This is a genomic window from Mesorhizobium sp. M0293, from assembly GCF_040321735.1.
Taxonomy (GTDB): domain Bacteria; phylum Pseudomonadota; class Alphaproteobacteria; order Rhizobiales; family Rhizobiaceae; genus Mesorhizobium.
The window spans coordinates 1-12,862 of the sequence record NZ_JAMYSA010000147.1; the positions used below are offsets into that span (position 1 = coordinate 1).

A 12,862-nucleotide genomic window follows, 5' to 3' on the forward strand; every position below is an offset into this window, starting at 1 on the left:
GAGAGAAGACGGACAAACCCCGTTTTGCGGGGCATGCACATGCGGCATTTCGATTCACTCAAAACTTTCCCCGGACAGCCCTGCACGAGTGGGGAGATTGGCAGCTTCGTTGGCCGCGCTCCTCTCGCGAAGTTTGGTGATTGGCGAAAGCCGTGATGAGGGTGGATCTCCCTCCTTGCGGGGGAGATGGCCGGCAGGCCAGAGGGGGGTGCTGTCCGCCTGCCTCACATGGGAATCTCTCTGACGATCACAAACCGGTGAGCGCTGTAACGAAGCGGCAGACGGGGGCGAAGTGGGGACATGAGCGGCGCATCCAGGCGCCGCCGCCCATGGAGCAAGCCGATGTCAGGGTCCCGCAAGTTCGTCACAGTGTCCAGCCTTGGCGCGCTTGCGCTGGCAGTGTCGCTCGGTGCCGCGGCCGCCCAGCCGCTCACCGTGGTCGAGCTGTTCACCAGCCAGGGCTGCTCGTCCTGCCCGCCGGCCAACGCCAATCTGATCAAGGTCAAGGACCAGCCCGGCGTGCTGGCGCTGTCCTTCAACGTCACCTACTGGGACTATCTCGGCTGGAAGGACACGTTCGGCCGCCAGGAATTCACCCAGCGCCAGGTCAGCTACGAGCCGCCGCTCGGCCATGACGGTCCGTTCACGCCGCAGGTGGTGGTCAACGGCCATGCCGATGTCGTCGGCGCGGCACCCGGCGAGATCGAAAAGCTGATCTCGGTGAGCGGCCAAACGAGCGGCCCGTCGCTGTCGCTCGACGGCGGCAAGATCAGCATCGGCGCCGGCTCGGTGCCGGGCGGCAGGGCCGATATCTGGCTGGTGCGCTATCTCAGGGGAGTCGTCCAGGTGCCGGTGGCGCGCGGCGAAAACACCGGCCGCACTTTGCCACATGCCAATGTCGTGCATTCGCTCAAGAAAATCGGCAGCTGGACTGGCGTCGCCGCGGCGCTCGATCTGCCGCCGGCTTCGGACGACCTGAGCACCGCCGTGCTCGTCCAGTCGCCAGGCGGCGGGCCGATCCTGGCCGCCGCTACCAACTAGATCACGCTTCAAAAGAGATTGCGCAAACGCCGCACGCGCGGCGCCGCATAGAACGGCCGCCAAGAGGCCCGACGACCAACCCCAAGGAGACATCACCATGACCCATCTGTCCCGCCGCCTGACGCTGCCGGCGCTCGCTCTCGCCCTGTGCTCGACGGCGCTGTTTGCCGGCGGCATCGCCCGTGCCGACGACGCAGCCAATGCGATGAAGCCGGCTGCCAATGCGATGAAGCCGGCCGATCCGATGACCACCAATGCGATGAAGCCAGCGGCTGACGCCATGAAGCCCGCCGATCCGATGGCCACCAATGCCATGAAGCCGGCCAACTAGGCCGATCGCCAGCGGCGCACGCGAATGTGAGCCCCCGCCGCAACTCGTGCGTCGCGCCGCCGTTCCTGATCCAATAGACTGATCCGAATGGAAGCCATGAGGAGTGCAACCATGACCGACATCAAGATTTCAAACCGTTCGTTCGGCTTTGTCAAAGGCGCGCTCGCCGCGCTTGCGCTGGCCGCCGCGGGCGCCGCCTTCTGGCTGACGCCGGCGGTTTCTGCCGAGGACGCGGTGAAGATCCCGCCGCCGGCTTTGGACGAAAAGGCGGTGGCCGGCAGCGAAAAGGCAATCTTCGCCGGCGGCTGCTTCTGGGGCGTGCAGGGCGTCTTCCAGCACGTCAAGGGCGTCAGCAAGGCCGTCTCCGGCTACACCGGCGGCGACAGGGACACCGCCGTCTACGAGACGGTCGGCTCAGGCCGCACCGGGCACGCCGAATCCGTCGAGATCACCTACGATCCGTCCGAGGTGACCTATGGCCAGCTGCTGCAGGTCTATTTCTCGGTCGCTCACAACCCGACCCAGCTGAACTTCCAGGGACCGGACTCCGGCACGCAGTACCGCTCGACGATCTTTGCCGAAAACGATGCGCAAAAGAAGATTGCTGAGAGCTACATCGCCCAGCTCGACCAGGCCAAGGTGTTCCCGGAGCCGATCGTCACCACGCTGGAAACCGGCAAGACCTTCTATCCGGCCGAGAACTATCATCAGGATTTCCTGACGCTGAACCCGACCTATCCCTACATCGTCTACAACGACCTGCCCAAGGTGGCGAACCTGAAGGCGCTGTTCCCGGCGCTGTACAGCGAAAAGCCGGTGCTGGTTCTGTCGGCGAGCAATTGAGGCGCATGATCTCCCCCCTCGAGGGGGAGATGGCCGCGAAGCGGCCAGAGGGGGTCGGTCCGACCGGGCTCGACCCCTTGCGGCAGAAGAAGGTTAGCGCTTCACGCGCAGCGACCCCCTCTGTCGCCTGCGGCGACATCTCCCCCTCGAGGGGGGAGATTATGCCTCCTCAGTCATACGTCAGATCCGTCGCCTTGCCGCCGAACACCCGGTAGGCATAGAACGAATAGAAGATGATGACCGGCAGCACGACCACGGTGCCGGCCAGGATGATGGCCAGGCTTTCCGGTGCCGAGGCAGCTTGCCAGATGGTCAGGCGATCCGGCACCACGAACGGGTAGAACGACCAGGCGAGACCGGCAAAGCCGAGCGCGAAGATGGCGGCCAGCGTCAGGAACGGCGTCAGCGAATGGCGGTCGCCGGGCTTCGGCAGATGGAAGGTCTGCCGCCACAGCCACAGAAACAGCAGCGCCGACAGGATCGGCAGCGGCGACAGATAGAGCATCGACGGCCAGACGAACCATTTGTCAAAGATGCGCGGGCTGGCGAGCGGCGTTGCCAGCGAGATGGCAACCATGCCGAGCGCGGTCAGCACCAGCGTCGTGCGCAGCCAGCGCACCGCCTTCTTCTGCAGCTCGCCCTCGGTCTTATAGATCACCCAGGCCGCGCCCATCGCCGCGTAAGCCGCGGCCAGGCAGAACGCCACCAGCACGCCGAACGCCACGCCGCCCGGCCCGACATCGAGGCCGAGCACATAGACGCCCAGCATATAGCCCTGCGCCAGCGAGGCGATGAGTGAGCCCAGGAAGAAAATACGGTTCCAGCGGTGCTTGCGCTCGGTCGGCACCTTGGCGCGGAAATCGAAGGCGACGCCGCGCAGGATCAGCCCGACCAGAAGCACGAAGACCGGAATGTAGAGCGCGGTCAGGATGACGCCATGCGCCAGCGGGAAGGCGACCAGCAAAAGGCCGACGGCCAGCACCAGCCAGGTCTCGTTGGCGTCCCAGAACGGGCCGATCGCGGCGATCATCGTGTCCTGTTCGGCATCTTCGGCGGCGGCGAACAGGATGCCGATACCGAGATCGAAACCGTCGAGAATGACGTAGATCAGGATGGCGAGGCCCATCAGGCCGGCGAAGATCAGCGGAAGCGCGGTTGGCCAGTCGAAGGTCATTTTCTCACTCCCCCGCAGCCGGCTGCGACATCGGCGCGTTGAGCACGCCCGGCAGCGGCGAGTTATCGCCGTCCTTCGCAGCCTTCAGCGCCAGGTGCACCAGCACGCCGAGATAGGCGATCAGCAAAAGCACGTAGAGAACGAGATAAATGGCGAGCGTCAGCGCGACATGGCTGCCGGCCACCGGGCCGACCGCGTCGGCGGTTTTCAGCACACCGGTCACCAGCCAGGGCTGGCGGCCGATTTCGGTGGTGTACCAGCCGGCCAGCGTCGCCAGCCAGCCCGACAGCGCCATCGGCACCATAAGCAAAGCGAGCGGCTTCGGCAGGCTGTGGCGGCGCTTGAGGAAAAAGGCCGCCGACCACGAGACGAGCAGCATTAGGATGCCGGTGCCGACCATGATGCGGAAACCCCAGAACACCGGGAAGACCGGCGGATGGTTGCCGGGATAATCGTTCAGCCCCGGCACCACGCCGCTGGTCGAGTGCCGCAGCACCAGGCTGGCCCCATCGGGGATGGCGATCTCGAACCTGTTTTCCTTGGCCGTCTCGTCGGGCAGCGCGAAGAGCACCAGCGGCACGTTGGGGGCGGTGTTCCAGTTGGCCTCCATGGCGGCGATCTTCTGCGGCTGGTGCTCCAGCGTGTTCAGCCCATGCTGGTCGCCGGCGAAGATCTGGATCGGGATCAGGATCGCCGCGGTGAACACACCGGTGCGCAGCGCTTTCCACATCGATTCCGAGCGGTCGCCGGTGAGGTAGCGCAGCGCCGACAGGCCAGCAATCAGGAACGACACCGTCAGGCCGGAAGCCAAGAGCATGTGGGTCAGCCGGTAGGGCATCGACGGGTTGAAGACAACAGCCCACCAGTCGACGGCATGCGCCACGCCGTCGCGGATCTCGAAGCCGGCCGGCGTCTGCATCCAGGAATTGAGCGCGATGATCCAGAAGGCCGAGACGGTGGTGCCGCCCGCCACCAGCACCGTCGCCAGCGTGTGGATGCGGTTGGAGACGCGGCGGAAGCCGAACAGCATGATGCCAAGGAAGGCCGCTTCGAGGAAGAAGGCGGTGAGGATCTCGTAGGCCAGCAGCGGCCCGGCGATGTTGCCCACCTTTTCCATGTAGCCCGGCCAATTGGTGCCGAACTGGAAGCTCATGGTGACGCCGGTGACCACACCCATGGCGAAGGACAGCGCGAACACCTTCACCCAGGTGAAATACGCACGTATCCAGGCGGAATCGCCTGTCGCGTTGTAGCGCAGCTTGAAGAACAGCAGCACCCAGCCAAGCGCAATGGTGATCGTCGGAAACAATATATGGAACGAAATATTCGCGCCGAATTGCATGCGCGACAGGATGAGCGGGTCCATGGTGGGCTCCGGCTGCTTCTAATGATTGAAGAATAGGGCGCGAGCCGGACTTGGTCAAAGCGGCGTCCCGCCGCGAGGCGGAACGCCGCAGTGCCCCGCCAATATGACGCATGCGTGCTATTCCCAGCCTATGCGCCCATGGCCTGAAATCCCCGTGGCCTGCAATCGGCATGGCCTGCAATCCCCATGGCCTGCGATCATTGTCGAGAACTGTCAGCAGCGGCCTTGACTTCCAGTTGCATGGAACGACATTCGGCCTATATCAGGGGACCTCTTTCAAGCAGCCGTTTTCAGCCATGCCTTCCATCCTGTCCATTTCCGGGGTCTCCAAGACCTACGCCACCGGTTTCACCGCGCTCAAGGAGGTCAATCTCGACATCCAACGCGGCGAGATCTTTGCGCTGCTTGGTCCGAACGGCGCCGGCAAGACGACGCTGATCTCGATCGTCTGCGGCATCGTCAACCGCTCCTCGGGCACCGTCACCGTCGACGGTCACGACATCAACAGGGACTACCGCGCGGCGCGCAGGCTGATCGGGCTGGTGCCGCAGGAACTGACCATCGACGCTTTCGAAAGCGTCTGGGCGACGGTCAACTACAGCCGCGGCCTATTCGGCAAGCCGGCCAACCCGGCCTTCGTCGAGAAGGTGCTGCGCGACCTGTCGCTGTGGGACAAGAAGGACGCTAAGGCGATCACCCTGTCGGGCGGCATGAAGCGCCGGCTAATGATCGCCAAGGCGCTGTCGCACGAGCCGCGCATCCTGTTCCTCGACGAGCCGACCGCCGGCGTCGATGTCGAGCTGCGCCAGGACATGTGGGCGATGGTGCGCCGGCTGCGCGAGGACGGCGTCACCATCATCCTCACCACCCATTACATCGAGGAAGCCGAGGCGATGGCCGACCGCGTCGGCGTCATCAATCGCGGCGAGATCATCCTGGTCGAGAACAAGGCCGAACTGATGCGCAAGCTCGGCCGCAAGCGGCTGGTGCTGGAACTGCGCAATCCGCTGACGGCCATTCCGGAGGCGTTCTCAAGCTATGCGCTGGAGCTGTCGCCCGATGGCGGGCAGCTGACCTACACCTATGACAACCAGGCCGAGCGGCCGGGCGTCGCCTCGCTCATCCGCGACCTCGAGGCCGGTGGCATCCAGTTCCGCGATATCGACACGCAAAACAGCTCGCTCGAGGAGATCTTCGTCAATCTGGTGAGGAGAGAGCCATGAACCTGCGCGCGGCCATGAATTTTCGTGCGGTATGGGCGATCTACCGGATGGAAATGGCGCGTGCCTTTCGCACCGTGCTGCAGAGCATCGTCTCGCCGGTCATCTCGACATCGCTGTATTTCGTCGTCTTCGGCTCGGCCATCGGCTCACGTATCACCGAGATCGACGGCATCAGCTACGGCGCCTTCATCGTGCCGGGCCTGATCATGCTGTCGCTGTTGACGCAGTCGATCTCCAACGCCTCCTTTGCCATCTATTTCCCGAAATTCGTCGGCTCGATCTACGAGCTTCTGTCGGCGCCGGTCTCCTATCTGGAGATCGTCATCGCCTATGTCGGCGGCGCGGCGACCAAGTCGATCATCCTCGGCCTGATCATCCTGGCGACAGCATCGCTGTTCGTGCCGCTCACCATCCTGCATCCGTTCTGGATGGTCGCCTTCCTGGTGCTGACGGCGGTGACCTTCAGCCTGTTCGGCTTCATCATCGGCATCTGGGCGAAGAGTTTCGAGCAGCTGCAACTGGTGCCGCTCTTGATCATCACGCCGCTGACCTTCCTCGGCGGCAGCTTCTATTCGATCAACATGCTGCCCGGCATCTGGCGCACGGTGACGCTGTTCAACCCGGTCGTCTATTTGATCAGCGGCTTCCGCTGGAGCTTTTACGGCAAGTCCGACGTCTCGGTCGGCATCAGCCTCGGCATGACCGTCGTTTTCCTGCTGGCGTGCATAGCGATCGTCGCCTGGATCTTCAGGACCGGTTATCGGCTCAGGAACTGAGCGACGAAAATACCCTGAGCCACGGCCAGACCTAGATGGCCTTGACCAGCCGCAGCAACCCCAGCATCTCGACATAGGTCCCCTCGCGGAAGGCGATGTAGACTGACTCCTCGACACCGTGGAAGCGGCGCTTGAACGCCGCCTGGCCCTGCAGGTTGAACCTGCGCCGGTTGACCCATGGCGAATCGTAGGCGCGCTGAAAAGTGTTGCGCCAGAAGTCGCTCTCGGCAAATCCGCTCGGGCCGATGTCGACGAGCGGCGACAGGCCGAGCCTGACCACCGAGATGCCCTCTTCGCGAAAACGGTCGACGGCGAACTTGGTCAGGCCGATCTCGGCATGTGGCGAGGCATCGATGTGCTTGCGCTTGAAGGCGGTGGTGTAGCCGATGACCTTGCCGTCGCGATACAACGGGTCGAAGTCGAGCAAGGCCACCAACTCGCCATCCGGCCCATGCAGCACGAAACGACGCATGTCGATGCCGAGATGGTCGGCGAACGGGCGGTTGAGAAAGCCCATCTCCCAGCGCTTGACGATGCGGTCGCTGCGCCAGTTTTGGGAAAGCCGTGCGATCTCGTCGAGGTGGATCGTGCGCCTGTCCTCTTCGAACGAAAAGCCCTTCTTCAGCAGCCAGCGCTCGGAGTAGCGCACGGTCTCGTTGCGCTTTCCGGAAAAATCATGGTCGGGCAGGGTGAGGCGGGTATCGATGCCGAGCCGATTGACCTTGTAGCCGAGCCCGGCCAGCACGCGTGCGGTCTCCTCGCCGATCTGCACGAACCACGGGCTGCCGGCGGCCTCGACGAAGCGTCTGATGTAATCGGGCCGCAGCATTGGAGCTGCCACCGGATCGCCGAGCGCGAAATGATGCTTCATCTTGGTGCCGAAGGCGATGTAGCCGTCGGCGTCGCCGAAATAGGAAAGCTTGTTTTGCACGGCGCTGGAATAGGCAAGGGAGAAGTCGCCGTGGCGGCGAACCAGCGCCAGGCGCTCGACATGCGTCAGCTCCCGCCGCGCCACCTTGGGCGCGGCGCCCTCAAGGATTTTGTCGAAATAGATCCGCAAGGAGGGCATGGTCGAGATTCCGCGTGCCGCCACAGCGCCGCGCGTTCAAGACGCGCAAAGGTGCTGTAACACTTTGATTCTGCGCATGACCTCGAAAACCGAACTCGGCTCCGGGCACACACGTGGGGGATAACAGAGACCCGCCAGCCCCCGAGCCTCGAATCAATCACATTGCCGCGACCTGATTACCGCTGATATCGCGCATATGCCATATACAGCGCAACCACGGTTCGGCGTGTGGCTCGAAAATCGTATGGCTCGAAAATCGGTGGCGGTTTGCTGTATGGATCCTGCGCGGGATCAAACGGTTACAGCGCCCTGCGAGCCTATTGAAATGGTCGAATGGGATTCGAGAGTGAATGGCTGATACGACGATCAGATCGGTTGCGGACCTGCCGATAACAGTCGAGCCGGCAATCGTCGTCGGCGCCGGTGTTGCCGGACTGGCCGCGGCGCATGCCTTGATGAACGCCGGCGTACCGACGGCCATCCTGGAAAAGGAAAGCCGGCTGGCCGAGCCCTGGCACCGGCGGCATCAGCAGTTGCATCTCAACACCCACCGCGATCTTTCTTCGCTGCCTGGCCTTGCCTATCCCCCGGGCACGCCTGCCTTTCCGCAAAAGATGGTCGTCATCCGCCATATGAATGATTTCAGGGAGGAGAACCGGCTGCCGGTTCAGTTTGGCGTCGCTGTCGAAGAGATAGCCTTCAAGGGCGACCATTGGGCGCTGACGACCAGCGCCGGACTGCGCCTGGCCCGCAATGTCGTCATCGCCACCGGTCGCGACAGGCAGCCGTTCATCCCCGAATGGAAAGGCATGAAAGGTTTCGCCGGCCGCATCATCCATTCGGCGGATTTCGGCGACGCGCAGGGCTATGCGGGCCAAAAAGTGCTGGTCGTGGGCGCCGGCAATTCGGGTTTCGACGCGCTCAATCATCTGGCCGGCGTCAACACGGCAGCCATCTGGCTGTCGGCCCGCAACGGCCCCGCTTTGCTGCCCAAGCGGATCAGCAAGATCGCCGTGCATAAGCTTTCGCCGCTCATGGCGCGCTTGCCGTTGCGGATCGCCGATGCGGTGATGGCGGCAACGCAGCGCCTGGTCTTCGGCGACCTGACCAAATTCGGCCTGCCGCCGGCGCCCTCGGGCGGCGCCAGCCGGCTGACCTCGGACTACACCGCGATCGCCGCCGACGATGGCGCCGTCCACGCCATCAAGTCGGGCAAGATCACCGTGGTGCCGGCGATACGGGAATTCACCCGCGACGGCGTGATCCTGGCCAATGGCAGCCTGATCCATCCCGACATCGTCATTGCCGCGACAGGCTACCGCACCGGGCTCGAGCCCATGGTCGGCAAGCTCGGCGTGCTCGACGGCAAGGGCGTTCCGCTCTTCAACGGCGGGCAAGCCGATCCGAAGCTGCCCGGCCTGTGGTTCACCGGCATGCGGCCAAGCATTCGCGGCTGTTTCGCCAATGCCGGCATCCTGGCCAAGGCGATCGCCAAGCGGATCGCTGGCTCCTCATCCGGCGCCGCACGCTGATTTCGAATCGAGGCCCGAGGCTTGAATGATTTCAGCCGTCGCTTCGTTATCCACGGGCGGAGCAAGGAGCGCAGCGATGCAGCGCAGACCCCAGATCCATGCCGCGACTTTCAAGCCAAGCGTTACGGCGGTGCAGAATTCTGCTCCGCCGTCCGTGTACGGCTCTACCAACGTCGAGAAGCGATCAGACCGCGATCTTGCCGCCGCCCTGTTTGGTGATGGCAACCACCGACGGCCGCACCGGCATGTCGGGCTTGAAGTCGGGCCAGCGTGTCGACAGGTCCTCATAGTAGGACGGGCGGCCGAACGGCTCCCAGTCCTCGCCGCCGTCGCCCGGATGCTGGACGGCGACAAAGGCGGTCTGGTCGTCGGGCGCAAACAGCGGACCGCACATTTCGGCGCCGATCGGCACGCGGAAGAACAGTTTCGAGGTCGCCCGCGCCGAGCCTTCGGTGTCCACCGCCCACAGGCCGTCGGTGCGGCCGGTGGCTTTCGGGCCCTGGCCGTCGGTGGCCACCCATAGGCGCCCAGCCGAATCGACCGCGCAATTGTCGGGCATGCCGAACCAGCCATTGGCCGTCGTTGCCGTCGAAAAGGTGGCGCCGACATCGGCCACCGAGGGATCGCCGCATTTCAAAAGCACTTCCCACTTGCCCTTGGTGGCAGTGAAATCGCCGCCGTCCTCCGATATCTCGATGATGTGGCCGAAGGCGTTTTCAGCGCGTGGGTTGGCGGCATCGACCTGGTCGGCCTTGCGCTTCGAATTGTTGGTCAGCATGACGTAGACCTTGCCGTTGACACCATTGGGCTGGATGTCTTCGGGGCGGTCCATCTTGGTGGCGCCGAGCAGGTCGGCGGCGCGCCGTGTCTCGATCAGCACGTCGGCCTGGCTGGCAAAGCCGTTTTCGGTCGTCAGCGGCGCCTGGCCAAAGACGATCGGCAGCCATTCGACCGAACCGTCCTCGGCGAACTTGGCGACATGCAGGGTGCCGTCGTCGAGCAGATCCTTGTTGGCGGCATGGTCGTTCGGATTGAACGTACCCTTGGTGACGAATTTGTAGACATAGTCGAAGCGCTCGTCGTCGCCGAGATAGAAGACGACGCGGCCATCTTTGGCGACGATCGATTCGGCGCCCTCGTGCTTGAAGCGGCCCATGGCGGTGCGCTTCCTCGGCGTCGAGGTCGGGTCGTTGACATCGACCTCGACGATCCAGCCGAAGCGATTGGCCTCGTTGGGCTCCTTGGCAAGGTCGAAACGGTCGTAATGTGCGGCCCACTCATAGGCGCCTTCGGGAATGCCCAGGCGTTTGTAGTTGGCGGCCTCCTTGTGGCCCTCCGGCAGGTCGCCGGAGAAATAGCCGTGGATGTTCTCCTCGGCCATCACGTAAGTGCCCCAGGGGGTGACACCGCCGGCGCAGTTGTTGAACGTGCCGAACACCCTGGTGCCGGACGGGTCGGCATTGGTCTTGACGCGGTCGTGGCCGGCGACCGGACCGGACAGCGCCATTTCGGTGTTGGAGGTGATGCGGCGGTTGAGCTTGCCGTCGCGCACCACCTGCCATTTGCCCGAGACCTTGCGGATCTCGACGATGGTGCCGCCGTGGGCTGCCATCTCGACATCGACCTGCTCCTTAGAGAGCGGTGCGACCTCGGCCGACTTCTTGCCGTCCTTGTCGACGATCCTGACGATGCCCGGGAACATCAGATGCGGGTTGGTGTATTCGTGGTTGACGACCAGCAAGCCGTGTTCGGCCGAACCGTCGATCGGGAGATAGCCGACATAGTCGTTGTTGTAGCCGAATTGTTTCGCCTGCGTCGGCGCCGACTGTTTCGTCGGGTCGAACTCCGGTGAATCGGCAAACAGCGGATCGCCCCAGCGCAACAGCACATCGGCGTCGTAGCCGGGTGCGACATGGTGCTTGTCGTCGATGCCTGCCTCCAGTTCGTCGAACGCGAAGGCAGAGCCTTCCGCTGCCCGCGCTTCGTCGGCGCTGACCAGCGCCAGCGGGCTGACGGTGGCGGCGATGGCCGAGACGGCAAGCGAGCCCTTGAGGAAGCCACGGCGCGAGAACCTCGTGGCGATGATCTCGCCCATGGTGCGGTTGTCGGTGGGGTTGGTGGCCGGGCCGTCGTTTTCCTCGAGCAGGCTGGTGCGGAATCGGGCGTCGGGGGAGCGAAGTTCGGTCATTGGGCTTTGCCTCTGGCTTCGGGGGATGGCTGGAGCGTGTTGCCTGTTTAACCCCTTATATCCGGTCGATCACATTTTCGTGACATCTCAAACCGCTTTCAATCGCATTCCACGATCTAGGCAGCCGACCCTTTCGCAATGGCGCAACGCGGGGGGACCAAGGTCCCTGATCGGCCACGCAAAGGTCCCTGTTGGCGCGGCATCGGTCGCGGGCCCCTTATGCCAAGGCAGCTATGTCGGCAATGATCGGCGGTTTGCCAACGCCGGCGTCGGCCTGATGAAAAGGAGGACCGAGATGCGTGGATCGATCCCCACCCGCTATCGCTGGCTGGCTCTGAGAGCGACATCGGCATTGGCGCTGGCCATCGCTCCCTGTCAACTCGCCTTCCACGGCTCCGCTCCCGGCATCGTTGCCGCAGCCGCGCACGCCAAGGATGGCGGAAATAGTGGCGGAAGTGGTGGAAACGGTGGAAACAGCGGCAATTCCGGGGCCGGTGGTGGTAACAATGGCGGCGGTAACGCTCACGGCGGAACCGACAATTCCGGATCCGGCAATGGCGGAACTGGCCGTCATGTCAATGCGGCCACCGGCGACAAGGTCGAAGTGGACGGCAACAAGATCGAGGTCGAGCATCCCGACGGCATCAGGGAAGAGATCGAGAACGGCCGTTTCGAGATGAAGGATGCTCTCGGCCGCACGATCGTCGAACGTCCGGCGACGGCGGACGATTTCAGTCGCCTCGAGGCATTGTGAGGCAAGGCCAGAAGCAACGGCCAACCTCGCAGTCACCTCCGCCGCCCCCGGCGGAGGTGACCTTGATGTTCGGCGTCTGCCGCCGCCCAGACATCGGGAAAGCCAGTCTCCCGTCGGCGATGGCGGTCGCGGCGCCGTTCATACGAAGCTAATATAGCATACGAATAGGACTTTAGTCCAACCTTGCGCTTGCAAAGGTCCTAGGGGACAACCGCAACGGTCGGAGGTCGCTTCCGGGCACCACGTCTTTCGGCGATGTTGGTTGCAACTGTAACGTTGAGGGTGGGCACGCCGGACTCAATCGACGGAGATCAGGATGCAAAGATCGGTCACGACCCGTTGTTGCTGGCTGGCGCTCAGATCCGCGGCTGCGCTGGCGTTGATCATTGCCCCCTATCAAATTGCCCTCCAAGATTCCATTCCCGGGATCCATGCCGCCACCGCCGTTGCAGGCGGCAGCGGTGGTGGAGGCGGCGGCGGCGGCAACGGCGGCGGTGGTGGAAACGGCGGTGGTGGCGGCAATTCCGGTGGCGGCAACAGCGGCGGTAATAGCAGCGGCGGAAAT

At 63.8% G+C, this 12,862-nt stretch carries 11 protein-coding genes; 7 read left to right on the forward strand and 4 right to left on the reverse strand.

Annotated elements, in window-relative coordinates:
• Positions 1-342 precede the first annotated feature (342 nt).
• The 3 genes from NKJ06_RS31405 (at position 343) to msrA (ending at position 2,215) form a co-directional block, all read left to right on the forward strand.
• The gene (locus NKJ06_RS31405; protein WP_352811907.1) at positions 343-1,041 is read left to right on the forward strand and encodes a DUF1223 domain-containing protein; all 699 of its coding nucleotides are present in this window, start codon (positions 343-345) and stop codon (positions 1,039-1,041) included.
• A 97-nt stretch (positions 1,042-1,138) separates the two neighbouring features.
• The gene (locus tag NKJ06_RS31410; RefSeq protein ID WP_352811908.1) at positions 1,139-1,372 is read left to right on the forward strand and encodes a hypothetical protein; all 234 of its coding nucleotides are present in this window, start codon (positions 1,139-1,141) and stop codon (positions 1,370-1,372) included.
• Positions 1,373-1,483: 111 nt separating this feature from the next.
• Entirely contained in the window at positions 1,484-2,215 is a 732-nt protein-coding gene (msrA, locus tag NKJ06_RS31415) for a peptide-methionine (S)-S-oxide reductase MsrA (protein ID WP_352811910.1), read from the forward strand.
• A 169-nt stretch (positions 2,216-2,384) separates the two neighbouring features.
• Here the strand turns inward: msrA and NKJ06_RS31420 are convergent, their stop codons facing one another.
• Complete coding sequence (locus tag NKJ06_RS31420) at positions 2,385-3,389, reverse strand: cytochrome d ubiquinol oxidase subunit II (RefSeq protein WP_352811911.1); 1,005 nt, start codon at positions 3,387-3,389, stop codon at positions 2,385-2,387.
• 4 nt (positions 3,390-3,393) lie between these two features.
• Positions 3,394-4,755 (reverse strand): cytochrome ubiquinol oxidase subunit I, encoded by a 1,362-nt coding sequence (locus NKJ06_RS31425; RefSeq protein WP_352811912.1) that lies wholly within the window; start codon positions 4,753-4,755, stop codon positions 3,394-3,396.
• Between the two features lie 296 nt (positions 4,756-5,051).
• Between NKJ06_RS31425 and NKJ06_RS31430 the strand changes: the two genes are divergently transcribed.
• Together NKJ06_RS31430 and NKJ06_RS31435 are read left to right on the forward strand one after the other, a co-directional pair.
• A complete protein-coding gene (locus NKJ06_RS31430) occupies positions 5,052-5,978 on the forward strand; it encodes an ABC transporter ATP-binding protein (RefSeq protein ID WP_352811915.1) in 927 nt (308 codons plus the stop codon).
• 14 nt (positions 5,979-5,992) lie between these two features.
• Positions 5,993-6,754, forward strand: a complete 762-nt coding sequence (locus tag NKJ06_RS31435) for an ABC transporter permease (protein ID WP_352811920.1) — start codon at positions 5,993-5,995, stop codon at positions 6,752-6,754.
• Positions 6,755-6,785: 31 nt separating this feature from the next.
• On the opposite strand, the gene NKJ06_RS31440 is transcribed toward NKJ06_RS31435, so the two are convergent.
• On the reverse strand, positions 6,786-7,823 hold the full coding sequence (locus NKJ06_RS31440) for a phosphatidylglycerol lysyltransferase domain-containing protein (RefSeq protein WP_352635035.1): 1,038 nt from the start codon (positions 7,821-7,823) through the stop codon (positions 6,786-6,788).
• Positions 7,824-8,173: 350 nt separating this feature from the next.
• Here NKJ06_RS31440 and NKJ06_RS31445 point away from each other — a divergent pair, with 350 nt between their 5' ends.
• Positions 8,174-9,355, forward strand: a complete 1,182-nt coding sequence (locus NKJ06_RS31445) for a flavin-containing monooxygenase (RefSeq protein ID WP_352635037.1) — start codon at positions 8,174-8,176, stop codon at positions 9,353-9,355.
• Positions 9,356-9,539: 184 nt separating this feature from the next.
• On the opposite strand, the gene NKJ06_RS31450 is transcribed toward NKJ06_RS31445, so the two are convergent.
• Entirely contained in the window at positions 9,540-11,543 is a 2,004-nt protein-coding gene (locus NKJ06_RS31450) for a PhoX family protein (RefSeq protein ID WP_352635039.1), read from the reverse strand.
• A gap of 295 nt (positions 11,544-11,838) precedes the next feature.
• Here NKJ06_RS31450 and NKJ06_RS31455 point away from each other — a divergent pair, with 295 nt between their 5' ends.
• Positions 11,839-12,297, forward strand: a complete 459-nt coding sequence (locus tag NKJ06_RS31455; protein ID WP_352635040.1) for a hypothetical protein — start codon at positions 11,839-11,841, stop codon at positions 12,295-12,297.
• Positions 12,298-12,862 lie beyond the last annotated feature (565 nt).

Excerpts from the sequence above, each read along its gene's own strand:
- NKJ06_RS31405 (WP_352811907.1), top strand. The coding sequence starts at position 343 with ATGTCAGGGTCCCGCAAGTTCGTCACAGTGTCCAGCCTTGGCGCGCTT.
- NKJ06_RS31410 (WP_352811908.1), top strand. The coding sequence starts at position 1,139 with ATGACCCATCTGTCCCGCCGCCTGACGCTGCCGGCGCTCGCTCTCGCC.
- msrA (WP_352811910.1), top strand. The coding sequence starts at position 1,484 with ATGACCGACATCAAGATTTCAAACCGTTCGTTCGGCTTTGTCAAAGGC.
- NKJ06_RS31420 (WP_352811911.1), bottom strand. The coding sequence starts at position 3,389 with ATGACCTTCGACTGGCCAACCGCGCTTCCGCTGATCTTCGCCGGCCTG.
- NKJ06_RS31425 (WP_352811912.1), bottom strand. The coding sequence starts at position 4,755 with ATGGACCCGCTCATCCTGTCGCGCATGCAATTCGGCGCGAATATTTCG.
- NKJ06_RS31430 (WP_352811915.1), top strand. The coding sequence starts at position 5,052 with ATGCCTTCCATCCTGTCCATTTCCGGGGTCTCCAAGACCTACGCCACC.
- NKJ06_RS31435 (WP_352811920.1), top strand. The coding sequence starts at position 5,993 with ATGAATTTTCGTGCGGTATGGGCGATCTACCGGATGGAAATGGCGCGT.
- NKJ06_RS31440 (WP_352635035.1), bottom strand. The coding sequence starts at position 7,823 with ATGCCCTCCTTGCGGATCTATTTCGACAAAATCCTTGAGGGCGCCGCG.
- NKJ06_RS31445 (WP_352635037.1), top strand. The coding sequence starts at position 8,174 with ATGGCTGATACGACGATCAGATCGGTTGCGGACCTGCCGATAACAGTC.
- NKJ06_RS31450 (WP_352635039.1), bottom strand. The coding sequence starts at position 11,543 with ATGACCGAACTTCGCTCCCCCGACGCCCGATTCCGCACCAGCCTGCTC.
- NKJ06_RS31455 (WP_352635040.1), top strand. The coding sequence starts at position 11,839 with ATGCGTGGATCGATCCCCACCCGCTATCGCTGGCTGGCTCTGAGAGCG.